Source organism: Rhodococcus sp. NPDC055112 (genome assembly GCF_053607505.1).
Genome location: NZ_JBSGTR010000030.1, coordinates 31,545 through 57,158 on the forward strand (window position 1 = coordinate 31,545; position 25,614 = coordinate 57,158).

Here is a 25,614-nt window from a genome sequence, read left to right on the forward strand (position 1 = left end):
AACGTGATCAGTCGCCGGTGATGTCGATGCCAGGCGCGGCCGCGGCCGCGCCGCCCGCGGGCACCGGGGTCACCTTGCCGCGCTTACCCGTTCGCAGTCGCCTCTCGACCCGGGTGGCGAGCATCGTCAGCGCCGAGTTCAGCACGATCATGATCGCGGCCACCACCAGCAGGGCCGGTAGGTAGTTTCCGTAGAACGAGCCGAGCTGCTGCCCCGAGCGGACCACCTCGATGTAGCCGATGAGGTAACCGAGCGCGGAGTCCTTCAGCGCGACCACCATCTGGGAGATGATCGCGGGCAGCATCGCGGTCACCGCCTGAGGCAACAGGATGGTCCGCATGATCATGCTCTTGCGCATGCCGAGCGCCTTCGCGGCCTCGGTCTGGCCCTTCGGGAGCGACTTGATGCCCGCGCGGACGATCTCGGCGATGACCGAGCCGTTGTAGAGCGTCAGTCCGGTGACCACGGCCGCGAGCGCCAGGTACTTCGCCTTGAAGACCTGGTAGTCGGCGAACAGCTGGTAGGCGAAGATCATCAGGATCAGCACAGGGATGGCGCGGAACAGTTCGACGAAGAAGCCGGCGGCGCTCCGGATCACCCGATGATCGGACAATCGGGCGATGCCGAGCACCGCGCCGAGGATCAGCGCCAGCACGATCGAGAGGGCCGCGGCGATGAGGGTGCCTCGGATGCCGGGGATCAGGTACGTCGTCCACGAGGTGGACTCGGTGAAGGGGCTCCACTTCTCGGAGGTGAGCTGGCCCTTCGAGTCCAGCGCGCGGTACACCAGGTATCCGATGACGCCGAGAGCCACCGCCACCGCCACCGACAGCAGTCGGTAGAGATTGCGTGCCTTCGGGCCGGGCACGTCGTAGAGGAGGGTCGGTTCGGCTCTCATCGGGCGACCTCCAGCCGCTTGCCCAGATAGCCGAAGAGCAGTCCCATCGGCAGTGTCAGGATCACGAACCCGAGGGCGAAGATGCCGCCGACCACGAAGATCGCGGCCTCGTTCTCGATCATCGACTTCATCAGCAGCGATGCCTCGGCGACACCGATCACCGAGGCGATCGTCGAGTTCTTGGTCAGCGCGATCAGCACGCTGCCCAGGGGCGCGATCACGGACCGGAACGCCTGCGGCAGCACGATCAACCGGAGGTTCTGCGCGAAGGTGAGGCCGAGCGAGCGCCCGGCCTCGGCCTGGCCGACGTGCACGGTGTTGATCCCGGCGCGCAGCGACTCGCAGACGAACGCGGCGGTGTACACGCTCAGGCCCAGGATCGCGAGCCGAATGTTGTTGTCCACCAGGAAGGTCGGTGAGTTCTCCGGCGCCAGGCTGACGCCCATCGTCTGATACAGGCCGAACGAGCAGAAGATGATGATCAGCGTCAGTGGTGTGTTCCGGAAGATGGTCACGTAGGCGGTGCCGATCCACCGGGCCACCGGGATGGGGGAGACACGCATGGCGGCGAGAATCGTGCCGAGGACGAGCGCGCCCACCGCGGACAGCGCGGTCAGCTTGATCGTCATCCAGAAAGCGGAGATCAGTTGATCCCAATACTCACTGAGTATGTCCACGTGGCCTCTCCCGAGTCGTGATGATGCGGCCGCGCCGCGGTGGTGCGGTCACGGAGCGCAGCCCCTCCGTAACCGCACCACCGGCGCGTAGCGCCGGCTAGTAGCGGTCGACGGTGGGCGGAGCCGGGATCGGGTAGCCGGACGGGCCGACGTTCTTCTCCAGCGCCGCCTGCCAGGAGCCGTCCGCGATCATCGCCTCGATCGCGTCGTTGATCTTGTTGCGGGTCTCGGTGTCGCCCTTGGCGAGTCCGATGCCGTAGTTCTCGGTGGTGAACGGCTGCCCGACGACCTTGAGCTGGCCGGGGTACTGGGCGGCGTAGCCGGCCAGGATGACCGCATCGGTCGTCACCGCATCCACCGCGCCGTTGCGGAGCGCCTCGACACAGGCCGAGTAGGTGTCGAACGGCTGTAGCTGTACATCCGGGTACTGGTCTTTGATCTTCTGTGCGGGCGTCGATCCGGTCACCGAGCACAGTTTCTTGCCGCCGGTGAGGGACTCGGGGCCGGTGATGTCCGTGTTGTCCGTCTTGACCAGCAGGGACTGGCCGGTGGTCAGGTAGGGGCCTGCGAAGTCGACCTTCTCCTTGCGGGCGTCGGTGATCGAGTACGTCGCGACGATGTAGTCGACCTCGCCGTTCTGGATCAGCGTCTCGCGCTGGGCGGAGGGGGATTCCTTGAAGGTGATGCCGGACGCGGGCACCCCCAGCTTGTCGGCCACGTAGGTGGCGACGTCGACATCGAAACCGGTGAACGTGCCGTCGGGGTTGCGCAGCCCGAGACCGGGCTGGTCGAACTTGATGCCGACGGTCAGCTTGCCGCTCTCGGCGCTCTCCGAGGCGCTCTTCTGCTCGTCGCCTCCGCATGCGGTGGCGACGACGGCGATCGCGACCATGCCGACGCCGAGTCGTAGTGCGCGAGTGATCCTCATGGTGTTCCTCTCTGTGGTCAGAACATTGGTGCAGGGTGGCGGGTGGGGCGTGCCAGGAGTGTCCCTGGCTCAGTGGCCCAGGATCTTGCCCAGGAAGTCCTTTGCGCGGTCGGTCTCCGGTGCGGTGAAGAAGGTCTCGGGATCGGTGTCCTCGACGATCAGGCCGTCGGCCATGAACAGGACGCGGTTGCCCGCGCGGCGTGCAAACCCCATCTCGTGGGTGACCACGAGCATCGTCATGCCCTCCTTCGCCAGCGAGATCATCACCTCGAGGACCTCGCTGACCATCTCCGGATCCAGCGCGGACGTCGGCTCGTCGAACAGCATCACCTTGGGGTTCATCGCGAGCGCCCGCGCGATGGCCACCCGCTGTTGCTGGCCGCCCGAGAGCTGGGCCGGATACTTGTCCGCCTGGTTGGCGATGCCGACCCGCTCGAGCAGTTCCGTTGCCCGCGCCTTGGCCTCGCTCTTGCTCTTCTTGCGCACCTTCATCGGCCCGAGCATCACGTTCTCGAGAATCGTCTTGTGCGCGAACAGGTTGAAGGACTGGAACACCATCCCGACGTCGGCCCGCAGCGCGGCGAGCGCCCGGCCCTCGGCGGGCAACTCCTTGCCGTCGATCGCGATCGTTCCCGAGTCGATCGGCTCGAGCCGGTTGATCGTTCGGCACAGTGTGGACTTTCCCGACCCCGACGGCCCGAGCACGATCACGACCTGGCCGGTGGGGACCTCCAGCTCGATGTCGCGAAGCACGTGCAGGTCACCGAAGTGTTTCTGGACCGACTTCATCGAGATCATGGTGGGGGAGTCGGCCACCGAGGTGGCAGCCCCCGATTCACCAGCGTTCGTCATAGCCCAAGACCCTAGGGGGTCGGGACGGCGCACCGCGACCTTTGCGGGCCGCGCCGCGCCGTGGTCCCGGTAGGTTGGCCGGGCCGAACGCGACAGGAAGCAAAGGGGAGCGCATGACCGGGGACCTGACCTGCCGGGACGACGTGGAGGCCCTGCTCCGACGGTTCTACGGCCGGGCCCTGGTCGACGACCTACTCGCGGAGCCGTTCACGGAGGTGCGCGAACAGGGCCTCGAGTCGCACCTGCCGGTGATGTGCGACTTCTGGGAGACGGTGTTGTTCGGCGCGGGGACCTACCGCGGCAGCGCGCTACGGGTGCACCAGCGGGTCCGATCACAGCACCCGTTCGGTGCGGCGCACTTCGATCGCTGGCTCGAACTCTGGCACCGCACCGTCGACGAGATGTACGCGGGTCCGCACGCGGACCGGGCAAAGGTCCAGGGCGCGGGGATCGCGACGTCGATGAACCGGCGGCTGTCGGGGCTGCCGAGCGTCGCGGCGGAAGCGCTGCGGCTCGGTGTGCCGGGGTCGGCGCCGTCGGCCTGAGCCGCGGGCAAACGTGGGCGTGCGAGCTGCCCCTGACGGGGCCGTACCCTGGTTGACGTGGACACGATCGACCGAGAGACCCCCGCGGCGCACAGCGACTCCGATGACCAGGTGGCGCGTAGCTACGAGGTACGCACCTTCGGCTGCCAGATGAACGTGCACGACTCCGAGCGCCTGTCCGGTCTGCTCGAGGACGCCGGATACACCAAGGCGGCCCCAGGAGCCGAGCCTGACCTGCTGGTGTTCAACACCTGCGCCGTCCGCGAGAACGCCGACAACAAGCTGTACGGCACCCTAGGCATGCTGCGACCGACCAAGGCCTCGCACCCCGGCATGCAGATCGCTGTCGGGGGCTGTCTGGCGCAGAAGGACCGCGAGACCGTGGTCAAGAAGGCACCATGGGTGGACGTGGTGTTCGGCACCCACAACATCGGTTCGTTGCCCACCCTGCTCGACCGGGCCCGGCACAACCAGCGGGCCGAGGTGGAGATCCTCGAGTCGCTCGAGGCCTTCCCCTCCACCCTTCCTGCCAAGCGGGAGTCCGCCTACGCGGGCTGGGTGTCCATCTCGGTCGGCTGCAACAACACCTGCACGTTCTGCATCGTGCCCGCGCTTCGCGGCAAGGAGGTGGACCGTCGCCCCGGCGACATCCTCGCCGAGGTGCAGGCCCTGGTCGACGAGGGTGTCCTCGAGGTGACCCTGCTCGGACAGAACGTCAACTCCTACGGCGTCTCGTTCGCCGACCCCGAGGTCCCCCGCGACCGGGGCGCCTTCGCCGCCCTGTTGAGCGCCTGCGGGAACATCGAGGGTCTCGAGCGGGTCCGCTTCACCTCCCCTCACCCCGCCGAGTTCACCGACGACGTGATCGAGGCGATGGCCACCACCCCCAACGTGTGCCCCCAGCTCCACATGCCGCTGCAGTCCGGCTCCGACCGTGTGCTCAAGGCCATGCGCCGCTCGTACCGCAAGACCAAGTTCCTCGGCATCATCGAGAAGGTCCGTGCGGCCATGCCGCACGCCGCGATCACCACCGACATCATCGTGGGCTTCCCAGGGGAGACCGAGGAGGACTTCCAGGAGACCCTCGACGTGGTGCGGAAGGCGCGCTTCACCAGCGCCTTCACGTTCCAGTACTCCAAGCGGCCCGGCACCCCGGCCGCCGAGATGGAGGGCCAGCTGTCGAAGGCTGTCGTCCAGGAACGGTACGACCGGCTGATCGCGCTGCAGGAGCAGATCACCCTCGAGGAGAACCAGAAGCTGCTCGGTGCCGAGGTCGAGCTGCTCGTCGCCGCGGGTGAGGGCCGCAAGAACGAGGCGACCCAGCGGATGAGTGGCCGCGCCCGCGACGGCCGACTCGTGCACTTCCGTCCGGAGGGCCGGCTCGACGGCGACCTCCGCCCCGGCGACGTGATCACCGCGACGATCACCGGCGCCGCCCCGCACCACCTGATCGCAGACGGCCCGGTGCTCAGCCACCGCCGCACCAGGGCGGGCGACTCACACGAACGTGGCATCACCCCCAAGACGCCGCCCATCGGCGTCGGGCTTGGCCTACCGCAGATCGGTGCGCCCGCGCCGCTGCCGACCGCAACCGGATGTGGAGTATGAGCAAAGACGCACACGAGGACCCCATCGAGCAGTACCGCAAGGACATCGAGGCGGCCGAGCGGAAGGTCGCAGGGGAGATCGACCCCGGGATGCGCGCGGTCGTGGTCGCGGTGGCCGTGCTCGCGCTGCTGCTCTCGTTCATGCTGCCCCATGCCGGGTCCGCGAACGGGTGGGATGTGCTCGCAGGCGACGACACCGCGGTCGCGGAGTCGATCGCGATGCCGTCCCGAGTGTTCGTGTGGCTGGCCATGGTGTTCGGCGTGGGGGTGAGCGTGTTGGCGCTGGTCACCCGTCGCTGGGCGTTGGCGTGGGTCGCGTCGGCGGGCTGCGCAGTGGCCTTCGTGTTCGGCATGCTGGCCATCTGGTCGCGGCAGACGCTGCCCGCGACCGACCCGGGCGGCGGGCCAGGCATCGGCCTGATCCTCGGCTGGATCGCGGTGCTGTTCCTGACCTTCCACTGGCTGAAGGTGGTCTGGAGCCGCACCTCCCTGCAGCTGGCCGCGGAGCAGGAGCGCAGGCAGCGGACGGCGGAGGCCGAACAGCGGACGATCTGGGGCGACCAGAAGGATTGAGCGGCGTGACCGGATTCGTCCGGCGCGGCGCGCTCGTTGCCGTCATGCTGGGTTCGTGCTCGGTCGCCATCAGGAGGTAGTCGCCGCGGACCGCGCCTTGAGCGCGGTGCCGCCGGGCGCCGGTGCTGCCGCGATGGCCACCGGGATCGTGTCGGTCGCGCTCCACCTGGCCGGCATCGAGTGGTTCTCCATGATCTGGCTGGTCATCGGGATCGGCATCTGGGCGGTGCTCGTCGGGATCTTCCTCACGCGCCTCGTCGGCGACCGGGCCCGCTGGGAGACGGAGGCCGATACCCCGGCCGCCCTGACCGCGGTCGCGGCGACCACGGTCCTCGGCACGCGGGTTGCCCTGCTCGGCTGGGACGCGGTCGCCATGGTCGCGTTGTGCCTGGCCGTCCTCGTCTGGGCGGTGTTGATGCCCGTGGTGATCGGGCACTGGACCGGACCGACTGTCGGGGCGCACTTTCTGCTGTGCGTGGCGACGCAGGGACTGGCGGTCCTCGGCGCCACCCTCGCGGTCGCGTTGCGCGCGCCGTTCCTGACCGTGGTTTCGGGGGCGGTGTTCGTCCTCGGCCTCGTCGCCTACGCGGTCGTGCTTGCCCGCTTCTCGTTCGTGCAGTTCAGGGTCGGGTCGGGCGACCACTGGGTGTGCGCGGGCGGACTGGCCATCAGCGCTCTCGCGGCGGGCAAGCTCATCCTCGCGATGGACGCGGCAGGCTGGAATGGCTGGCCGCACACCGTGATCCGCGTCGCCGCGGCTGCGATACTGGCCCTTGACCTCGCCGGGTACCTGGCGCTCGCGATCTGCGAGGTGCGGTGGCCCCGCACGGGATTCGACGTCCGGCGCTGGTCCACCGCGTTTCCGATGGGGATGACCGCGGCGGCCACGATCACGGTCGCAGGCGCGATCGGGGCGTCCTGGCTCAGGCCGGTAGGGCTGGTGCTGATCTGGCCCGCGGTGGTGGTGTGCGTGATCCTGTTGGTGGCCTCGGCCCGGCACCTGGTGTCCGCGGGATCCGCGGACACCAGCGCCGGCTAGCGTCCGTTGACCGCGCCCTCGGCGGCCTCGGCCCACTCACGCCACTGCTGTGCCTGGGCGAGGGCCTTCTCCGCGTCCTTGGTCTTGCCCGCGGCCGTCGCCTTCGCGGCCTGGTCCTCGAACTGGGCAACCCGCTCGCGGAACTGGGCCGCCCTGGCCATGGCCTCGGGATCGGTCCGGCGCCACTGGGAATCGACGGCGTCGCGGACCTTCTTCTCGATCGCGCGCAGCTTGCCCTCGAGATCGTGCATGCGCTCGCGCGGCACCTTCCCGATGGCGTCCCACTTGTCCTGCAGGTCGCGGAGGGCGGCGCGGGCCGACTCGAGGTCCTTCTCGGGATCGATGTCCCCGTGTTCGCGCAGCAACGCCTCCTTCGCGGTGGCGTTCTCGTCGAACTCGGCGTCGCGCTCGGACGCCGCGGCGTTGCGGGCGGCGAAGAACACGTCCTGGGCGCCCTTGAACCGCTTCCACAGGGCGTCGTCGGCATCGCGCGGTGCCCGGCCTGCTGCTTTCCACTCGGTCAGCAGATCACGGAAGGCGGCGGCCGTCGGGCCCCAATCGGTGGAGTCCGACAGCGCCTCGGCGCGGACCACGAGCTCCTCCTTGACGACCTTTGCGGAGGCGCGGTCGCGGTCGAGCTCCGCGAAGTGCGCGCCGCGACGCCGGTTGAACGCCTCCCTGGCCTTCGAGTACCGCTTCCAGAGCGCGTCGTCGACCTTGCGGTCCACCCCACGGATCGTCTTCCACTCGTCGAGGATCTCGCGCAGCCGATCGCCTGCGGCCTTCCACTGGGTGGACTCGGAGCCGATCTGCTCGGCCTCCGCGGCGAGCTCCTCCTTGCGGTGGGTGTGCTCCTCCCGCTCGTGCTCGCGTTCGACCTTCGCGGCCGCCGCGGCCTGATCGGATTCCGCGACGATCACGTCCAGCCTGCGCGCGAGCGCGTCGATGTCGCCGATCACCGAGGCCGTCGGCAGCGACTCCGCGAGCGCGACGGCGGCGGCCTTGGTCTTCTTCGCGTCGCCCGCACCCGAGGCGAGCCGGGCCTCCAGCAGTCCGACCTCGGTGGCCAGGTCGTCGTATCGGCGACCGAAGTGGGCCAGGCCCTCGGCCGCGTCACCGGCCTGCCAGGAACCGATCTGGCGCTCGCCGTCGACCGTCTTGACCCATGCTGCGCCGTCCTCGTCCACCCGGCCGAAGAGGCTGGGGTCGCTCGGCGGAGCCAGGGTGGGCGGATGCGCCACGGCGGGGGCGGGCCCAGCGGCCGACGGCTTGATCGCGCCGGGCTTGGGGGCGCCGGGCTTGGGTGCTCCTGGCTTGGGGGCGCCTGGCTTGGGTGCGCTGCTGTCGGTCATGACTCCTCATCTCTGCCGCGCGTCACGGCTGCCGTTGCGTCGTAGGTCTCGGTGCCACTCGTCCATGTGGGTTCCATTCAACCCGCTGCAAGTGGCCAGGACTATTGAAACAGGTCAGACCCCGAAGTCGGGGATTCCGCCGTCGGCTACCGTGGCCCAGGTGTTCACCGCCGCGGCTCTCGTCCCCTCGCCACCTCTGCTGATACCCGAGTTGGCCGGCGGCGCGGCGGCGGAGACCGACGAGCTGCGGCTGGCCTCGAAGGACGTGGCGGCACGGCTCGGCGCGCTCTCGACTCGCTGGACCGCGATCGGTGTCGGACGCACCGAATGCGAGATCCAGGCGACCGCGGCGGGAACCTTCCGCGGCTACGGCGCGGACGTGCGGGTCGCGCTGTCGCCTGCCGCCTCGGGTCTGGACACGGAGCTGCCGTTGGCCGCGTTGATCGCCGCCTGGCTGCGAGCCGCGGCGCCCGCCGAGACCGTCGTGGACGCGATCATCGTTGCCGAGGACACCTCGCCGGTGTACTGCGCGGAACTCGGCGCCCGGCTGCGCGATCGCCTCGATGCCGACCCCCACCCCCGAGGCGTGTTGGTGATAGCCGACGGCGCCAGGACGCTCACGGCCAAGGCACCGGGCTCGTTCGACGAGCGGGCGCCCGAGGCGCAGGCCGAGCTGGACCGGGCACTGGACTCCGGAGACGCCGAGTACCTGGCGGAACTCGATCCGGTGGCCTGCCTCGACATCGGGATCGAGGGCCGCGCGGCCTGGCAGGTGCTCGCCGGGCTGTTCGGGGGCGCGCCGGGCGAGTGTCGGACCTACTACCGAGGCGCGCCCTACGGCGTCGGCTACCACGTCGGCATGTGGTTGCCGTGACCGCGCGCACACCCGTACCGATCGCGGTGGTCGGCCCGACCGCGACCGGCAAGTCGGACCTCGGACTCGACCTCGCGGAGCGGCTCGGCGGCGAGATCGTCAACATCGACGCGATGCAGCAGTACCGCGGCATGGACATCGGCACCGCCAAGCTGCCACCTGATGAGCGCCGCGGCATCCCACACCACCAGCTCGACGTGCTCGACGTGACCGAGACGGCCACCGTCGCGAACTACCAGCGCGGGGCTCGTGCCGATGTCGAGGCGATCGCAGCCCGCGGCGCGGTGCCGATCATCGTCGGCGGTTCGATGATGTACGTGCAGTCCCTGCTCGACGACTGGTCGTTCCCGGCCACCGATCCCACGGTGCGGGCGCGCTGGGAAGCGGTGCTGGCCGAGCGCGGTGTGGCGGGGGTGCACGCTGAACTCCTCAAGGCGGACCCGGATGCCGCCGCGACGATCCTGCCGACGGACGGCAGGCGGATGGTCCGTGCCCTCGAGGTCGTCGAGCTCACCGGCAGGCCGTTCGCGGCATCTGCGCCCACCATCGGCGAACCGCGTTGGGGGACCGTTATTCTCGGTGTGGATCGCGACACCGCGGAGCTCGACGAACGAATCGGGCTGCGCACCCGGATGATGTTCGACGGCGGTCTCGTCGAGGAGGTTCTCGGCCTGATCGAGGTTGGACTGCGCAAGGGTGTGACGGCCCCGCGGGCCATCGGCTACGCCCAGGTCTTGGCCGCGCTCGACGGCGAGTACGACATGGACGAGGCCAGGGAGCGGACCCTGATCGGGACCAGGCGGTACGTCCGCAGGCAGCGTTCCTGGTTCCGGCGCGACCAGCGGGTGCACTGGCTCGACGGCGGCGACCGCGATGTGATCTCTAGTGCAATGACGATTGTGGGGAGCCAGTGAGCAAGAAGCCGGTGAGCAGACTCGCGGCGCGCGACGCGCGGGTCACGGTGCGCAATGCGCGCTTTCAGCAGTGGGAGTCGTACCTGAACACCCGCGCCAAGCGGACGAAGTCGGCGCGCTTCCTGATCCAGGGTGTGCGACCGCTGACCCTCGCGATCGAGCACGACTGGCCGTTGGAGGCGCTCCTGTACCGCATCGACGGACCTCCGCTCTCGTCATGGGCCCGAGGTGTGCTCGACGGTTGGCAGCACGAGAAGGTCGGCGTCAGTGGCGAACTCATGGCGGAGTTGGGGGAGAAGGACGCCTCGCCCGAACTGATCGCGGTCGCGAAACAGCGACACCGCGGGCTGGGTTCGCTCGCGCTCACCGGGGCGTCGCCCTTGCTCGTGGTGTTCGACCGGCCGTCCTCGCCCGGCAACCTGGGCACCCTCATCCGGTCGGCCAACGCCTTCGGTGCGGACGCGGTGATCGTCGCCGGGCATGCCGCCGATCCGTACGACCCGCAGTGCGTTCGCGCCTCGACGGGATCGCTCTTCGCACTGCCGGTGCTGACGGTCGCCGACGCGGACGAGGTGCTGGCCTACCGGGCGCGGATCCGTGACGGCGGCACCGAGCTGCGGATCGTCGGCACCGACGAGGACAGCGACGTGCCGATCTTCGAGCACGACTTCACGGGAGGCACGATCTTGGTCATCGGCAACGAGACCCGCGGGATGAGCGCCTCCTGGCGCGCGGCCTGCGACGTCACCGCGAGCATCCCGATCGGCGGCGCGGCCAGCTCCCTCGGCGCACCGAGCGCGGGCGCGGTCTGCCTCTACGAGATCGCGAGGCAGCGCGGATGAACAACGAGTGGGATTCGGACTGGACGTCGCATCCGGACGCGTCGTCGGCGGCTCTCGCAGGCCGGCTGGCCGCGCGGATGGCCCTGTTCGCCGGGGTCGGCGAACCGTACCCGCCGCTCGGTAGCATGATCGGCATGGAATTCAGCAAGGGCCACGGCACCGAGAACGACTTCGTGGTGCTGCCGGACCTCGACGTGCGCCTGGATCTGCGCGCCGATCGGGTGGCCGCGCTGTGCGACCGGCGTCGTGGACTCGGCGCCGACGGCGTCCTGCGCGTCGCCAGGGCGGGCGCCCTGCGCGCCAGGGGCGTCCTCGACACGCTGCCCGAGGGCGTCGGGGACGACGACTGGTTCATGGACTACCGCAACGGCGACGGATCGATCGCCGAAATGTGCGGCAACGGGGTCAGGGTGTTCGCGCACTACCTCCGGGCCACCGGCCTCGAGGGAGCGACCGAGTTCGTGGTCGGCAGTCGCGCGGGCGCCAGGCCCGTGGCCGTGCACCGCTGCGACGGGTGGACGGCCGACGTGAGCGTCGGCATGGGCACGGTCACCGAGCTAGGGACCTCCAGCGCCACCGTGGGCGGCCAGACGTTCACCGGGCTGGGCATCGACGTGGGTAATCCGCACCTGGCCTGTGTCGAGGAGTCGCTCACCGCCGACAAGCTCGCCGCGCTCGACCTGACGGCAGCGCCAGAGTTCGCGTCGGACTTCTTCCCACACGGGGTCAACATCGAGATCCTCACGCCGCTCGTCGACGGCGCCGTCGACATGCGCGTCTACGAGCGCGGGGTCGGCGAGACGCGGTCCTGTGGCACGGGCACCGTCGCGGCCGCCGCCGCTGCGCTGCGGGCCGACGGGCGTGAGGAGGGCGAGGTCCTGGTGCGGGTGCCGGGTGGTGAGGTCCTGGTCGCGGTGCGCGACGGTGCCGCCGAACTGCGGGGTCCGTCGGTTCTGGTCGGTTCCGGGCGGATCGACGACGACTGGTGGAACGCGCTCGCGTAAATGCGCGTGCACCAGGAGGGTCGGTCGTGGGACCATGGGTCCTGTATGACGAAAACACCGCGTATCACGAAGACACCGATCCTCGATGACATCGGCGCCGAGCACCGCGGCGCCGATGACCACGACGCCACCGACCACGACACCGGCTGGACGGGCCACGACCCGTCGGTCGGTGAGATGCAGTTGGACGAGCGCGCTGCGCTGCGCCGTGTCGCCGGACTGTCCACCGAGCTCACCGACGTCACCGAGGTCGAGTACCGCCAGCTGCGCCTCGAGCGCGTGGTGCTGGTCGGCGTCTGGACCCACGGCACCGCCGCGCAGGCCGAGGCGAGCATGGCCGAGCTGGCTGCGCTCGCCGAGACCGCGGGTTCGGAGGTTCTCGAGGGGCTGGTGCAGCGCCGCGACAAGCCCGACGCCGCCACCTACATCGGCTCCGGCAAGGCCAACGAACTGCGTGAGGTGGTGCTCGCCACCGGCGCCGACACCGTCATCGCCGACGGCGAGCTGACCCCCGCGCAGCTCAACGCCCTGGAGAAGGTGGTGAAGGTCAAGGTCATCGACCGGACCGCCCTGATCCTCGACATCTTCGCCCAGCACGCCACCTCCAGCGAGGGCAAGGCGCAGGTCGCGCTGGCTCAGATGCAGTACATGCTGCCGCGGCTGCGCGGCTGGGGTGAGTCGATGTCCAGGCAGGCGGGCGGCCGCGCGGGCAAGGACGGCGGCGTGGGAACGCGCGGACCGGGCGAGACCAAGATCGAGACCGACCGCCGCCGGATCCGCGAGCGGATGGCGAAGCTGCGCCGCGAGATCAAGGAGATGAAGGGCGCCCGCGACACCAAGCGCACCCAGCGGCTGCGCAGCGAGGTGCCGTCGGTCGCGATCATCGGATACACCAACGCAGGCAAGTCCAGCCTGCTCAACTCGCTCACCGGCGCAGGCGTGCTGGTGCAGAACGCACTCTTCGCCACCCTCGACCCGACCACCCGCAAGGCCGAGTTCGAGGACGGCCGCCAGTACGTACTGACCGACACCGTCGGCTTCGTCCGGCACCTGCCGACCCAGCTGGTCGAGGCTTTCCGGTCGACGCTGGAGGAGGTCGCCGACGCCGACCTGCTGCTGCACGTCGTGGACGGCTCCGACCCGCTCCCGACGGACCAGATCAAGGCAGTGCGCGAGGTGATAACCGAGGTGCTCCGCGAGACCGATTCGCCTGCGCCGCCCGAGCTGTTGGTGGTCAACAAGATCGACGCCGCGGATCCGGTGACGCTCACCCAGCTCCGAGGGCTACTGCCCGGTGCGGTGTTCGTCTCGGCGCGGACCGGCGAGGGTATCGCCGAGCTGCGGGAGTGCCTCGCGGAGATCGTGAAGGCGCCGGAGGTGGAGGTCACCGTGCTGGTGCCGTACACCCGCGGCGACCTGGTGGCCCGAATTCACTCGGATGGACGAATTCTCGGGTCCTCGCACGAGCCGGAGGGCACACTGGTCCGCGCGAAGGTGCCGGAGGCGCTGGCCTCCGCACTCCAGGAGTACCGACACAGCGCCTGACCGGACGGGAATGGACATGACGGAACCGGGCGCTGCCTGTCTCGACGCTGCGCGCACCGCGGCCGGATCTGCCTGGCGCGCCGATGCGTAGCCGGTCGGCGGTGCTCGCGCTGGCGGTGGTGGGCTCGGCCGTGCTGACCGCGGCCCCGGCCGGGGCTGCGCCGGGGTCGAGCGGTTCCACCGGCTCCTCGTCGGGTTCCGCGGCGTCGGACGCCCGCTTCGAGACGCTCTGCACCCCAACTGATCCCGGGCTCGCGGAGATATCCGGACTAGTCTCCACCGGCGACAAGATCTACGCCATCGGGGACAGCGGCACCGACGACGAGGTGTGGGTGCTCGATAACCAGTGCCGGTTCACCGGCACGGTTCCGGTGCCGCGGACCCCGGTCGACGTCGAGGACATGGCGATGTCCGGCGGTCGGCTCTGGCTCTCGGACACCGGTGACAACAACAGGGTCCGCCAGCAGGTGTCGCTGACCGACGTGGATCCCGTCACCGGCGGCGGCACGATGCACCTGCTCACCTACCCGGACGGCCCGCACGACGCGGAGACGCTGCTGGTGGGCCGCGACGGCAGACCGGTGATCGTCACCAAGGAGATCCTCGCGGCCAGCGGGATCTACCGCCCGGCCGGTGGCGCCTCCCTGGACCAGCTCGGCCCGGGCCCGGCGCCGATGCAGCGCATCGGGCAGATCGCCTACGCGCCAACCGATACCCCCGGCAGCCCGATGCCGGTCGCGGGGTCCATCCTGGTGACCGGCGGCGCGGTCAGTGCCGACGGTCGGGTGGTCGCGGTGCGCACCTACACGGACGTCTACCTCTACCCGGCGCCCGACGGAGACATCGCCGCCGCGCTGACCGGTACGACGCCGGTGCGGGTCCCGATGCCGAACCAGCCGCAGGGAGAGGCCATCGCCTTCACCCCGGACGGCGACCTGCTCAGCGCGTCCGAGGCGAACGGCGGTCCGCTGCCGCCGATCCAGGTCCTGCGCGGCGCCACCGGACTGGTCGACCTCGGTGCGTAGCCGCCTCGCGGCGGTGGTCGTCACTGTCCTTGGTTCGGCCGCCCTCACCGCGGCGCCCGCGTCGGCCCAGCCGAGCGCGGCACCCGCTCCGATCGAGACGGTCGACGTTGCTTTCGAGAACTTCTGCACTCCAACGGATTCCGGGTTGGAGGAGTTGTCCGGTCTGGCGGTCACCGATGACGGGATCTACGCGGCCGCCGACAGCGGGACGGACGATGCGGTTCGGGTCCTCGATGATCAGTGCCGGGTGACCGGCACGTTGCCGCTGCCGGTCGACCCGTTCGACGTGGAGGATCTGGCACAGGCCGACGGGCGGTTGTGGTTCTCGGACACCGGCGACAATGCCGGTGCGCGGACCACCGTCGCGCTGACCGACATGGACACCGGCACCGGTGCGGGCACGTTGCGCCGGCTCACCTACCCGGACGGCGCCCACGACGCGGAGGCGATCCTCCTGGGCCGCGACGGGGTCCCGGTGCTCGTGACGAAGGAGTTGTTCGGCGCGAGCGGCATCTATCGGCCCGTCGGTGCACTGCGCGCCGAGCAGTTGCCGAGCCCGGGCCCCACCGCGTTGGAGCGGGTCGGGCAGATCGGATTCGAGCCGACCGAGACACCGGGCGGCCCGATCCCGTTCGCGGGCGGGGTCATGATCACCGGCGGTGCGGTCAGCCGGGACGGCACGGTGGTGGCGCTGCGCACCTACACCGACGTGTACCTGTACCCGGCGCCGGACGGCGACGTGGTGGCGGCGCTGACCGGTGCCGAGGCGATCCGGGTGCCGATGCCGGACCAACCGCAGGGCGAGGCCATCGCCTTCACCCCGGCAGGGGACCTGCTCAGCGCGTCCGAGGCGAACGGCGGACCGCTGCCGCCGATACGGGTCCTGTACGGGGCGACGGCGCTGGTCACCCCCGCGGCCGGGGAGGTGGGGGTTGCACTGCAGATGGACTCAGGGGCGTTGATCGCCGCGGGCGTCGGCGCCGGGCTCGTGGTCACCGTCGGCGGCCTGCTGTGGTGGCGGATCCGTTCGCGGCGTCGACGGAACTGAACAGTTGTCGGGTTCGGGTCGGTAGGCTCCATGCCGATTCACACGTCAGCCGAACGGCGGACAACTCTCACAGCGGCGAAGGGCAAGATCCAGATGTTCAACATTGCGGTCAAGAAGGGGCACGAGAACGTCTCGCTGCTCGGTATCGGTGCCTACCGGCCCCAGCGGATCGTCAGCAACGCCGAGGTGTGCGAGGTACTCGACTCGTCGGACGAGTGGATCTACGAGCGCAGCGGCATCCGCAACCGCCGTTGGATCAGCGGCGACGAGACCGCGAAGTCGATGGCCGTTGCCGCGGCCGAGCGCGCGATCAAGAACAGCGGCATCGACAAGGAGCAGATCGGCGCGCTCGTCCTCGCCACCGGCAGCTGGAAGACGAAGATCCCGCACGGCGCCCCGCAGGTGGCACACGAACTGGGGATCAACGGCATCGCGGCGTTCGACCTCGCGTCGGGCTGTGGCGGCTTCGGTTACGGGCTCGGCGTGGCCACCGACATGATCCGGTCCGGGTCGGCCGAGTATGTCCTGGTCATCGGTGTCGAGACCATGTCCGTGGTGATGGAACCGACCGACCGCAACACCGCCTTCATCTTCGGCGACGGCGCGGGTGCGGTGGTGGTCGGCCCCAGCGAGCGGAACGGCATCTCGCCGACGGTGTGGGGTAGCGACGGCGAGAACTCCGCCGCCATCAGCCAGAACTACGACATCCCCGCATACATGGACCGGGCGCAGTCCCTGCAGGCCCAGGGTGCGGACGCCGAGCAGGTCGGCCGCATGGTGGTGTCGATGGAGGGCCCGCGCGTGTTCCGGTGGGCGGCCATCACCCTGCCCAAGGCCCTCGGCAGCATCCTGTCTGAGTCCGGCGTCGCGATCGAGGACATCGAGGTCTTCGTCCCGCACCAGGCCAACGCCCGGATCAACGATTTGATGAAGAAGAACCTGGGCCTCGGGGACGACGTGCCGGTCGCGAACGACATCGAGAACACCGGCAACACGTCCGCCGCGTCGATTCCACTCGCGATGGAGGAGATGCTGGTGACGGGTAAGGCGAAGGGCGGACAGCTCGCCCTGCTGCTCGGCTTCGGGGCCGGACTGAGCTACGCGGGCCAGGTCGTCACGTTGCCGCCCGTGCCCGTCGAAACGAGCTTCTGACCTGACATGCGGTGCGCCGGTGCACCTGCTTCGGCGACTTCGCCGAAGCGGGCGCAACGCCGTCGATCGCGCCGAGGTCAGATGTCGGCGAGCCAATTGCCGTGGAACCCGTAGGGGACCCGGCTGGGCAGGTGGACAGTCGCCACCGGCGGCGCGGCGAGATCGCCTGCATCGAGGATGACCAGATCACTGCGATCGCTGTCGGCGTTGTAGAGATAGGTCATGAGATAGCCGTCGCCGCCGGGGTTTTCATCGGCGGCGACGAAGGACGCCTCGGCCGGAATCCGGCCGGGGCCGAATTCATGAGCTGAGCTGACACTCTGGTGCAAGTCGTAGCGGATCAGCGCGCCACTGCTGCCCGAGACGCTGGCATGCCCGAATCGGGTGTCGAGACCGGCGAGCCGATCGTCGACCCGAGGAAATTCCGCGACACGGTCGTCGAGCTGCTCCTCCCGAACCGTTTCGGCGACCAGATCGATGGTCCATCGCCACAGTGTGGCCTGCTCGAAGTCGTGCGAATCGGCCCGCCACATGCTCGGATACCGCATGACGTGCAGGACGATTCGGCCCGGCTCGTCGTGCGCGTTGAGTGCGTGGAAGACATAGCAAGGGTCGATCGGGAACCAGCGGATCTCACCGTACGGATCATTGCGGCGCAGTACGCCGAGTCGCGCCTGATAGTCGTCGTTCCACCGGAACGGCATACCCGTTCCGGCCTGCGCGGTCGCGAGGTCGAAAAGCACCGGCAGATCCATGAACACGACGTGCCGCGCGGTGAGATTGAAGTCGTGGTGCATGGTGGCGGCCGGCACCTCGACCGCACGACTCACTTCGAGGTTGCCGGCGGCATCGGCGCGGTGATAGGTCAGATACGGCTCGAAGACGTCGTAGCCGAAGAAGTGCAGTTCGCCGGTGACCGGGCACGTCTTGGGGTGCGCTGTCATGGCGGTCGTCAGTTTGCCGTCGAAATCGTGCGGGCCGACAGTGTCCAGGTCGCAGGTCAACTCGTACGGGTAGGAGGACTCGACCAGTGCGAGGGTGCGCCCCGCGTGCCGGATGACGTGGGTGTTGGCCACGCCTGCCACGAGATCCCGATTGCCCTGACTGTCCCGACCGCGTGCGCCTTCGGTGAAGGTCGTGGTGCGGACCCACCGATTGCGGTAGGAGACGGCGCGTCCGTCTTCGAGACGCACACCGTGCACCATGCCGTCGCCGAGGAACCAGTGCTGTGAAGCCGCGGCGTGCGGGTTGGGGCCGTTGCGCAAGTACCAGCCGGTCAACTCGGCGGGGATGGTTCCGGTGACGGGCAATTCGTAGGCGGTGAGTTCCTCGGTGACCGGTGCGTAGTTGCCGGTCAGATGTGGGACGGTCATGATCCGTACCTGTTCTTTCGAAGGGTGTCGTGAAGGGTCAGGCTGCGGGCTCGCCGAGCAGCTTCGCCTTGGCCTGGACGTGGGCGACGTAGCGGACGGTGAACACCACCGGGACGACGAAGGCCAGCACCTGCACCGTGGTGCGCAGGCCCGAGGAGGAATGGGCGAGCGCGGTCAGTGCGATGCAGCCGATGGCGAAGCTCGCCGTCCACACCGAGGTCAGGATGTAGGCGGTCCGGATGAACATCGGCTGATCCCAGAACTCCTGCGGCGTGGTCTGTTTGGCGATCGGCAGGGTGAACGGCACCCGCGCCAGCAGTGAGACGCCGGCGATCAGCGCGAGCACCCCAGAGGAGATGGCGGGCATGTACGGATGCAGCGCGGTGTCCGGATCGGTGAACGCCAGGGCTGTCAGCGCCGTGAAGAACGCCGCCGACCCGATGTCGATGATCAGCGCGTCCCATTGCTGCCCGGCGCGGATCTGCTGGGCGATACCGGCCAGCGCGATGGCGAGCGCGATCATCGCGGACCACTGCCAGTGCTGCGACGGAATCACGGCGTAGACGATCCACGGGGCGAAAGTGCGAAGGTACGTCATCTTCGTCCGGCTCCTTGCCGTTGACATTCCAGTTTTGACATGTCAAATACTGAGCCTCCATATTCGACATGTCAATACTGGAATGTAGAGTGCATGCCATGAGTCTCCGTTACGCGCTACTAGGGCTGCTGTCCGATCGACCGGCCAGCGGCTACGACCTGCTGCGGCGCTTCAAGGAGTCCCTTGCCAACGTCTGGCCCGCGACGCAGAGCCAGATCTACACCGAGCTCACCAAACTCGCCGATACCGGACTGATCGCCGTCACCGACGAGGGCCCGCGCGGGCGCAAGGAATACACAATCACCGAGGCCGGACTCGACGACCTGCGCACCTGGCTCACCACCACCAAACCCAAGCGGTCGGCGCGCAACGAAACTCTGCTGCGCGTGTTCTTCCTCGGCGTCGCTTCCCAGCAGCATGCTCGCGAGTACCTCCGCGATATCGAGGACCGCTCACTCAAAGCACACGGCGAGCTGGCCTCACTGAAGGCCGCCATCGACTGGGACGACACCGATCTGTCGGTCTACGGCCGGATCGCCATGGAGTGGGGCGAACGCTTCCACGCCATGAATCGCGAGTGGGCGGAGTGGGCGCAAACCCAACTACCGCCCCGCGCGCAGTAGCCGGGCCTACGCCTCCAAGCAGAGCGCCACGCCAGCGCCGACGGCCACGATTTGTCCGATTGGTGTCGGGACCGGAACGGGCGTGATACTGGTCCGATGTGCGCCCATGCCGTGCTGAGCGCACTCTCGCAGCTGTCGATGACCGGCGCCGTTGCCGTGACCGCCGTACTCGTGCTCGGGGTCGGAGGGCTTGCCGGCGCGGGCACGGCGCTGCGGGGGGTCCCGATTCGGGTGCGTGGGACGGTCGCGGGCCTCGCCGTCGCGACATCCGCCTGCATCGCGGTGGCTGTGTGGTTGGCACTGCGGCCGCTGCCCCCTCAACTGTCGGTGCAGAGCTTTCTGGGTATCGCGGTCGGCCTTTTCGGCATGTTCGCGGCCGCGGGCTGCCTGCTTCGTCGCCGGGGCCGTGGGAGGGTGGCGCTCGCGTTGGCGACGGCCGCGGCTCTTCTCGCATGCGGTGCCGGAGTGGTGAACGAGGATCTCGGTACCTTTCCCACGCTCGGTGCGGTGATCGGGCACCGGGCACCTCCCGGCACGATGGCGACGGACTTCGCCGCGGTGCCGGGGCCACAGGCCGAGGTCCAGTCGGGTGACCCCGTGGCCGATGTTTGGCGACGGCCGTTGCGCTCGGCCCGGGACGGTGTGCTCACGCACGTCGAGATCCCTGGCGCGGTGTCGGGTTTCGCACCACGGCCCGCGCTGCTCTACCTGCCGCCCGCCTATCTGGATTCGCCGCGCGCGATGCTGCCCGTTCTGGTTCTCGTCGCGGGCAACCCCGGGCAGCCGGATGACTGGCTCACCCTCGGCGGCCTCGCCGAGACGGTCACCTCGTATGCAGCCGAGCACGACGGCCTGGCCCCGGTCGTCGTGGTCCCGGACGCTCTCGGGGCGACCGATGCGGTGCCGCTGTGCCTCGATTCGCAGCTCGGAAACGTGGACACCTACCTGGCGCGGGACGTGCCGGACTGGATCACAGGACACCTCCAGGTGGAGAACGATCCCGAGCACTGGGCGATCGGCGGCTTTTCCTATGGCGGTACCTGCTCGGTCCAGCTGGCCGTTCGTCACCCGGACGTGTATCCGACCTTCGTGGACATCTCGGGGCAGGACGAGCCGTCGCTCGGTGACCACGCGAGCACGGTTGCCGCGACGTTCGGGGGCGATGAGTCCGCGTTCGCCGCGGTGAACGCGCGCGACCTGCTGGCAGTGACCACCATGCCGCAGCTCGCCGGGGTGTTCGTGGCGGGCAGCGGGGACGAGGAGTACCGACCCCAACAGCAGCGCATGTTCGAGGCAGCGCGGGCCGCCGGGATGGACGCCCGCTACTACGAGCTGCCCGGGGGCCACAGCCCGCAGGTGTGGGGACCAGCACTGGCACGCGAGCTCGACTGGGTCGCCGAGCGCACCGGCCTGCACGCGCCCTAGAACGACGGTATTGCCCGCAACCGGTGGCCAGGTCACCACCGAGGGCTCAGGATGTACTCATGGACCCGGTCGAGGCGTTGCGGGAGATCGCGTACTGGCTCGAACGAAGCAGGGCCGAGACGCACCGCGTCAAGGCCTACCGCCGCGCCGCGGACATCGTCGAGGCCCTGAGTGACGAGCAGCGGGACCGATTCGGCCGCACCGGGACCTGGGCCGCGCTGAGTGGGATCGGGCCGAAGACGGCCACGGTGATCTCGGAGGCATATGCAGGCGGGGTGCCCGCCTACCTGACCGAGGTGAGGTCGAAGGCCGGGCAGATCGGTGAGGGCGGCCGGGCGCTGCTCGCGGCACTGCGCGGCGACCTGCACACGCACTCGGACTGGTCCGACGGCGGCAGCCCCATCGGGGAGATGATGCGTCGCGCAGCCATGGTCGGTCACGAATACTGCGCGCTGACCGACCATTCGCCGCGGCTGACGGTGGCGAACGGACTCTCCGCCGACCGATTGCGCCGTCAGCTCGAGGTGGTCGCGGAGCTGAACTCGGAACTCGCGCCGTTCCGCATCCTGACCGGCATCGAGGTGGACATCCTCGACGACGGCTCCCTGGACCAGGAGGAGGGTCTGCTGGCCGAGCTAGACATCGTGGTCGCGAGCGTGCATTCGAAGCTCGCGATGGAGTCCGACGCGATGACGAGACGGATGGTGCGGGCCGTCGCCAACCCGCATGTGGACGTGCTCGGGCACTGCACCGGCAGGCTGGTCGAGGGCGCCCGAGGGACCAGGCCGGAGTCGAAGTTCAACGCGGCGGTCGTGTTCGAGGCCTGCCGCCAGTTCGGCACGGCGGTGGAGATCAACAGCAGGCCAGAGCGCCGTGATCCGCCCGCGCGCCTGATCGAGCTGGCGCTCGAACGGGACTGCCTGTTCGCGATCGACACCGACGCGCACGCGCCCGGCCAGCTCGACTTCCAGGGATACGGGTGTGAGCGGGCTCAGGCGGCCGGGGTCGGGGCGGACAGGGTGATCAACACCTGGACCGCCGACGACCTCATCGCCTGGACCCTGCAGTAGATCCTCGGGTCACTCCTCGACGGTCGGCTCCGAAGTGCCCGTCCGCTTCGCCGGAATGCGTGCGGCAGTGGTCTTCTGGGACACGCTCTTCTTGACCGGGGTCCGTGAGGTGGCCGACGTTGCGGCGACCGCCTTGCGTGGAGCGGCCTTTCGTGCGGCGGCCTTCTTGGCTGGTGTCTTGGCCGCCGGTGCCTTCTTGGCCGGGGTCTTGGTGGCCGGGGTCTTGCCGGTGGCCGCCTTCTTCGCGGCCCGCTTCCGTGCGGGCGCCTTCGCCGGCTCGGCCGGGATTTCCGCGGCGGGTGCGACCGGCTCCTGCAGTTCGTGCGGGGTGCCCTTCGCGTCGAAGTAGTCGCCGCCCTTGCGGCGCACGTCATCGGTGCCCCAGGAACGGTTCCGATCGACGGGTGCCATTCGTGGAATGTGCTTGCGGCAGTGAATGTATGCCTCTTCGACATCCACGACCACCCAGCGTTCGGGGGTGCGGCCGTTGGCGTGCGTGTCGGGCAGGTCGGCCAGCTGGGCGCGGAGGTCGACGTCCTCGACGATACGAGCCGAGCCGTTGACGTGGAGACCGATCAGGTCGCGGACGAAATCCATCATCAGGATCCCGACATGAGGGTTCTCCTTGATGTTGCCGAGGCTGGCCATCACCCCGTTGCCGCGATACTCCGGATACGCGACGGTCCGTGGATCGACGACGTGGATGAAGCCCGGTTCACCAGCCCGGAATGTGGAATCGCATTCGCCGTGTGCATCAGCGGTCGCGATGAACGCCATTTCCTGCCGGGCTACGAACTCGATCATCGTCGGATTCAGGTGATTGAGCATCTGATCGGAATAGAACCGCTCGGCACGTTCTGTTGTGCCGAATTCGTTCTGCAGTTCATGTTCGCCAACACTCCCCAAAGTGGGACGAATAGACATGGAACTCCTCGGGAACGGAAGTCACGGACCAGCTGGCCCGTTCATGGGCGGTAACGCTAGCCGAGGGGCCGATCGATCGCACCGTTTCATCCACGTGGGCGCGAATGCGGTGTCGCGTCCTAGAATTGGCCCCCGTGACTGAGCAGGAGATTACGACGGGCGCCGGTGGATCCCGATTCCGTTGGCAGATGCACGGCGACGGCAAGAGGATCGCGGACGGTGCCGTCGTGGCACCCGACGAGCGGCTGTCGTGGCCACGCACGGTCGGAATCGGTATGCAGCACGTGATCGCGATGTTCGGCGCGACATTGTTGGTGCCGACGATCACCGGATTCCCGGTGACGACCACGCTCTTGTTCTCGGGCATCGGCACGGTGCTGTTCCTCGTCATCACCAGGGGCAGGATCCCGAGCTATCTCGGTTCGTCGTTCGCCTTCATCGCTCCGCTCACCGCCTCCGCGGCCGACGGACCTGCCGCGCAGCTCGGCGCGGTGCTGGCTGTCGGCGTCGTGCTGATGCTGGTCGGCATCGTGGTCAAGCTCGCGGGCGCCAGGGTGCTCGACGCCGTGATGCCGCCGGTGGTGACCGGCGCCGTCGTCATGCTGATCGGATTGAACCTGGCGCCTGCGGCGGTCGGCTCGTTTCAGGCCCAGCCGCTGATCGCGGCCGTCACCCTCGTCGCGATCCTGGTGGTCACCGCCGCCGGTCCTGGACTGCTCGGCAGGCTGGGAATCCTCGTCGGCGTCGTGATCGGGTGGGTGTTCGCCGCGGTGACCGGTGGCCTGTCGACCGAGCGGGTGGACGCGCTGCGCGAGGCGGCCTGGGTGGGCCTGCCGCACCTGCGCGGGCCGAGCTTCCAGTGGTCGGCGATCGCGCTCGCGCTCCCGGTGGTGATCGTGCTGATCGCGGAGAACGTCGGTCACGTCAAGGCGGTCGCGGCGATGACCGGTCGGTCGCTCGACGACGTCGCGGGCGACGCGCTCTTCGCTGACGGGCTCGCCACCACCCTCGCGGGCGCGGGCGGCGGCTCGGGCACCACCACGTATGCGGAGAACATCGGGGTGATGGCGGCGACCAGGGTGTACTCAACGGCCGCCTACTGGGTGGCGGCGGCGACGGCGATCGTGCTCGCGTTCTCGCCGAAGTTCGGTGCCCTCGTGTTCACCGTGCCGGACGGCGTGATCGGCGGCGCCACGCTGGTGCTCTACGGGCTCATCGGGATTCTCGGCGTGCGGATCTGGATGGAGGCCAAGGTCGATTTCACCGATCCGGTGAATCTCACGGTCGTCGCCGCGGCGCTGGTGGCCGGCATAGGAAACCTCACCCTGATGGTCGGCTCGGTGGAACTCGGCGGCATCGCGTGGGGCTCGGTCGGGATCCTCGTCGGGTACCCGCTGATGCGGGCGCTGGCGCGGCTGCGTCGGTGAGGCGCTGGTCGCCGGGCCCGGGTTCGCTGTTGGTCACAGATTGCGCTCGCTAGGGTCATCGACCCTCGAGTCGGCCGCCGCCTAGCCTGTCAGCAGCTACGTCGACATACAGGAGCCTTGATGGAACGCACGCTTTTCGAGCCCGAGCACATCCTCTTCCGGGAGTCCTACCAGAAGTTCCTCGAGCAGGAGGTCGCTCCCAACCACGACAAGTGGGAAGAGCAGAACATCGTCGACCGCGAGGTCTGGAAGAAGGCCGGCGAGCAGGGCTTCCTCGGTATGGACGTGCCCGAGGAATACGGCGGCGGCGGCGTCGAGGACTTCCGCTACAACGCCATCATCACCGAGGAGACCACCCGCGGTGGTTTCAGTGGCGTCGGCTTCATGCTGCACAACGACGTGGTGGCGCCGTACCTGCTCAAGCTGACCAACGAGGAGCAGAAGAAGCGCTGGCTGCCCGGTTTCTGTTCCGGTGAGATCATCACCGCGATCGCGATGACCGAGCCCGGGACCGGCAGCGACCTGCAGAACATCAAGACCCGCGCCGTGCGCGACGGCGACCACTGGGTCCTCAACGGCTCGAAGACATTCATCACCAACGGGATCAACGCCGACCTGGTCGTCGTGGTCGCGTGCACGGACCCCGACAAGGGTGCCCAGGGCTTTTCACTCCTCGTCGTCGAGCGCGGCATGGAGGGCTTCGAGCGCGGTCGCAACCTGGACAAGATCGGCCTCAAGGCGCAGGACACCGCCGAGCTCAGCTTCACCGACGTGCGGGTCCCCGCTGCCAATCTCCTCGGGGAGGAGGGCATGGGCTTCATCTACCTGATGCAGAACCTTCCGCAGGAGCGCATGTCGATCGCCGTCGTCGCCGCGGCCGCGATGGAATCCTGCCTCGAGATGACGATGCAGTACGTCCGCGACCGCAAGGCGTTCGGCAAGCCGATCGGCAGCTTCCAGAACACCCGGTTCGTGCTGGCCGAGCTCGCCACCGAGACCACCGCCGTGCGGATCCTCGTGGACAAGTTCATCGAGCAGCTCAACGAGGGCAAGCTCACCGTCCAGGAGGCCGCGATGGCCAAGTGGTGGACCACCGAGGCGCAGGTCAAGCTGATCGATCGGTGCCTTCAGCTGCACGGCGGTTACGGCTACATGCGCGAGTACCCGATCGCCAAGGCGTACATGGACTCTCGCGTGCAGACCATCTACGGCGGCACCACCGAGATCATGAAGGAGATCATCGGTCGGGGACTGAACCTGTCCTGATCGGACCGGACACGCGAAAGGCCGCGGCACCAG

The 25,614-nt window shown here is 68.9% G+C and carries 24 protein-coding genes and 1 pseudogene; 17 read left to right on the forward strand and 8 right to left on the reverse strand.

Annotated features, from left to right (window positions below; genetic code table 11):
• Nucleotides 1–7 precede the first annotated feature (7 nt).
• The 4 genes from ACWFRB_RS14925 to ACWFRB_RS14940 all read right to left on the reverse strand — a co-directional run bounded on the left by ACWFRB_RS14925 (nucleotide 8) and on the right by ACWFRB_RS14940 (nucleotide 3,301).
• Complete coding sequence (locus tag ACWFRB_RS14925; RefSeq protein ID WP_452641918.1) at nucleotides 8–898, reverse strand: amino acid ABC transporter permease; 891 nt, start codon at nucleotides 896–898, stop codon at nucleotides 8–10.
• Complete coding sequence (locus tag ACWFRB_RS14930) at nucleotides 895–1,575, reverse strand: amino acid ABC transporter permease (protein WP_097211215.1); 681 nt, start codon at nucleotides 1,573–1,575, stop codon at nucleotides 895–897. Before ACWFRB_RS14930 ends, ACWFRB_RS14925 begins: the two co-directional genes overlap by 4 nt.
• Nucleotides 1,576–1,672: 97 nt before the next feature.
• Complete coding sequence (locus ACWFRB_RS14935; RefSeq protein ID WP_452641919.1) at nucleotides 1,673–2,503, reverse strand: glutamate ABC transporter substrate-binding protein; 831 nt, start codon at nucleotides 2,501–2,503, stop codon at nucleotides 1,673–1,675.
• 69 nt (nucleotides 2,504–2,572) lie between these two features.
• Entirely contained in the window at nucleotides 2,573–3,301 is a 729-nt protein-coding gene (locus tag ACWFRB_RS14940) for an amino acid ABC transporter ATP-binding protein (protein ID WP_452641941.1), read from the reverse strand.
• Nucleotides 3,302–3,468: 167 nt separating this feature from the next.
• On the opposite strand from ACWFRB_RS14940, the gene ACWFRB_RS14945 reads away from it, so the two are divergent.
• From ACWFRB_RS14945 to ACWFRB_RS14960, 4 genes are read left to right on the forward strand one after another with little or no spacing between them, the layout of a single operon-like run.
• Nucleotides 3,469–3,900, forward strand: a complete 432-nt coding sequence (locus tag ACWFRB_RS14945; protein WP_452641920.1) for a group III truncated hemoglobin — start codon at nucleotides 3,469–3,471, stop codon at nucleotides 3,898–3,900.
• A gap of 57 nt (nucleotides 3,901–3,957) precedes the next feature.
• Nucleotides 3,958–5,508 carry a tRNA (N6-isopentenyl adenosine(37)-C2)-methylthiotransferase MiaB gene (gene miaB / locus ACWFRB_RS14950; protein WP_452641921.1) on the forward strand — a complete coding sequence of 517 codons (1,551 nt, stop codon included), beginning with the start codon at nucleotides 3,958–3,960 and terminating at the stop codon, nucleotides 5,506–5,508.
• Nucleotides 5,505–6,080, forward strand: a complete 576-nt coding sequence (locus tag ACWFRB_RS14955) for an Rv2732c family membrane protein (RefSeq protein ID WP_452641922.1) — start codon at nucleotides 5,505–5,507, stop codon at nucleotides 6,078–6,080. Before miaB ends, ACWFRB_RS14955 begins: the two co-directional genes overlap by 4 nt.
• A gap of 55 nt (nucleotides 6,081–6,135) precedes the next feature.
• Nucleotides 6,136–7,119: a tellurite resistance/C4-dicarboxylate transporter family protein gene (locus tag ACWFRB_RS14960; RefSeq protein WP_452641923.1), complete on the forward strand. Its 984-nt coding sequence runs from the start codon at nucleotides 6,136–6,138 to the stop codon at nucleotides 7,117–7,119.
• Here the strand turns inward: ACWFRB_RS14960 and ACWFRB_RS14965 are convergent.
• Nucleotides 7,116–8,471 carry a DUF349 domain-containing protein gene (locus tag ACWFRB_RS14965; RefSeq protein ID WP_452641924.1) on the reverse strand — a complete coding sequence of 452 codons (1,356 nt, stop codon included), beginning with the start codon at nucleotides 8,469–8,471 and terminating at the stop codon, nucleotides 7,116–7,118. The genes ACWFRB_RS14960 and ACWFRB_RS14965 overlap by 4 nt on opposite strands.
• A 160-nt stretch (nucleotides 8,472–8,631) precedes the next feature.
• Between ACWFRB_RS14965 and ACWFRB_RS14970 the strand changes: the two genes are divergently transcribed.
• The 8 genes from ACWFRB_RS14970 to ACWFRB_RS15005 all read left to right on the forward strand — a co-directional run bounded on the left by ACWFRB_RS14970 (nucleotide 8,632) and on the right by ACWFRB_RS15005 (nucleotide 16,875).
• The gene (locus tag ACWFRB_RS14970) at nucleotides 8,632–9,345 is read left to right on the forward strand and encodes a hypothetical protein (protein WP_452641925.1); all 714 of its coding nucleotides are present in this window, start codon (nucleotides 8,632–8,634) and stop codon (nucleotides 9,343–9,345) included.
• Nucleotides 9,342–10,259 (forward strand): tRNA (adenosine(37)-N6)-dimethylallyltransferase MiaA, encoded by a 918-nt coding sequence (gene miaA / locus ACWFRB_RS14975; RefSeq protein ID WP_452641926.1) that lies wholly within the window; start codon nucleotides 9,342–9,344, stop codon nucleotides 10,257–10,259. The genes ACWFRB_RS14970 and miaA overlap by 4 nt, the downstream gene beginning before the upstream one ends.
• Nucleotides 10,256–11,101: a TrmH family RNA methyltransferase gene (locus ACWFRB_RS14980; RefSeq protein WP_452641927.1), complete on the forward strand. Its 846-nt coding sequence runs from the start codon at nucleotides 10,256–10,258 to the stop codon at nucleotides 11,099–11,101. Before miaA ends, ACWFRB_RS14980 begins: the two co-directional genes overlap by 4 nt.
• 134 nt (nucleotides 11,102–11,235) lie before the next feature.
• On the forward strand, nucleotides 11,236–12,105 hold the full coding sequence (dapF, locus tag ACWFRB_RS14985; RefSeq protein ID WP_452641942.1) for a diaminopimelate epimerase: 870 nt from the start codon (nucleotides 11,236–11,238) through the stop codon (nucleotides 12,103–12,105).
• 45 nt (nucleotides 12,106–12,150) lie between these two features.
• The gene (hflX, locus tag ACWFRB_RS14990) at nucleotides 12,151–13,650 is read left to right on the forward strand and encodes a GTPase HflX (RefSeq protein WP_452641928.1); all 1,500 of its coding nucleotides are present in this window, start codon (nucleotides 12,151–12,153) and stop codon (nucleotides 13,648–13,650) included.
• 83 nt (nucleotides 13,651–13,733) lie between these two features.
• Nucleotides 13,734–14,675: a hypothetical protein gene (locus ACWFRB_RS14995; RefSeq protein WP_452641929.1), complete on the forward strand. Its 942-nt coding sequence runs from the start codon at nucleotides 13,734–13,736 to the stop codon at nucleotides 14,673–14,675.
• Nucleotides 14,668–15,723: a hypothetical protein gene (locus ACWFRB_RS15000; protein ID WP_452641930.1), complete on the forward strand. Its 1,056-nt coding sequence runs from the start codon at nucleotides 14,668–14,670 to the stop codon at nucleotides 15,721–15,723. Before ACWFRB_RS14995 ends, ACWFRB_RS15000 begins: the two co-directional genes overlap by 8 nt.
• A 93-nt stretch (nucleotides 15,724–15,816) precedes the next feature.
• Nucleotides 15,817–16,875: a beta-ketoacyl-ACP synthase 3 gene (locus tag ACWFRB_RS15005; protein ID WP_452641931.1), complete on the forward strand. Its 1,059-nt coding sequence runs from the start codon at nucleotides 15,817–15,819 to the stop codon at nucleotides 16,873–16,875.
• 77 nt (nucleotides 16,876–16,952) lie between these two features.
• Here ACWFRB_RS15005 and ACWFRB_RS15010 read toward each other — a convergent pair whose 3' ends face one another.
• Together ACWFRB_RS15010 and ACWFRB_RS15015 are read right to left on the reverse strand one after the other, a co-directional pair.
• A complete protein-coding gene (locus ACWFRB_RS15010; RefSeq protein WP_452641932.1) occupies nucleotides 16,953–18,248 on the reverse strand; it encodes a carotenoid oxygenase family protein in 1,296 nt (431 codons plus the stop codon).
• A gap of 37 nt (nucleotides 18,249–18,285) precedes the next feature.
• Nucleotides 18,286–18,846: a hypothetical protein gene (locus tag ACWFRB_RS15015; protein ID WP_452641933.1), complete on the reverse strand. Its 561-nt coding sequence runs from the start codon at nucleotides 18,844–18,846 to the stop codon at nucleotides 18,286–18,288.
• A gap of 98 nt (nucleotides 18,847–18,944) precedes the next feature.
• Between ACWFRB_RS15015 and ACWFRB_RS15020 the strand changes: the two genes are divergently transcribed.
• The 3 genes from ACWFRB_RS15020 to ACWFRB_RS15030 all read left to right on the forward strand — a co-directional run bounded on the left by ACWFRB_RS15020 (nucleotide 18,945) and on the right by ACWFRB_RS15030 (nucleotide 21,964).
• Nucleotides 18,945–19,469, forward strand: coding sequence for a PadR family transcriptional regulator (locus tag ACWFRB_RS15020; protein WP_452641934.1), 525 nt, complete (start codon nucleotides 18,945–18,947; stop codon nucleotides 19,467–19,469).
• 96 nt (nucleotides 19,470–19,565) lie between these two features.
• The gene (locus tag ACWFRB_RS15025) at nucleotides 19,566–20,894 is read left to right on the forward strand and encodes an alpha/beta hydrolase (protein WP_452641935.1); all 1,329 of its coding nucleotides are present in this window, start codon (nucleotides 19,566–19,568) and stop codon (nucleotides 20,892–20,894) included.
• Nucleotides 20,895–20,953: 59 nt separating this feature from the next.
• Complete coding sequence (locus ACWFRB_RS15030; RefSeq protein ID WP_452641936.1) at nucleotides 20,954–21,964, forward strand: PHP domain-containing protein; 1,011 nt, start codon at nucleotides 20,954–20,956, stop codon at nucleotides 21,962–21,964.
• Nucleotides 21,965–22,228: 264 nt separating this feature from the next.
• Here ACWFRB_RS15030 and ACWFRB_RS15035 read toward each other — a convergent pair.
• Nucleotides 22,229–22,888 (reverse strand): annotated as a pseudogene (locus ACWFRB_RS15035) (pyridoxamine 5'-phosphate oxidase family protein); the annotation flags it as partial.
• Nucleotides 22,889–23,076: 188 nt separating this feature from the next.
• Here ACWFRB_RS15035 and ACWFRB_RS15040 point away from each other — a divergent pair.
• On the forward strand, nucleotides 23,077–24,315 hold the full coding sequence (locus ACWFRB_RS15040) for a uracil-xanthine permease family protein (protein WP_037175212.1): 1,239 nt from the start codon (nucleotides 23,077–23,079) through the stop codon (nucleotides 24,313–24,315).
• Between the two features lie 120 nt (nucleotides 24,316–24,435).
• The gene (locus ACWFRB_RS15045; RefSeq protein ID WP_452641937.1) at nucleotides 24,436–25,581 is read left to right on the forward strand and encodes an acyl-CoA dehydrogenase family protein; all 1,146 of its coding nucleotides are present in this window, start codon (nucleotides 24,436–24,438) and stop codon (nucleotides 25,579–25,581) included.
• Nucleotides 25,582–25,614: the final 33 nt, after the last annotated feature.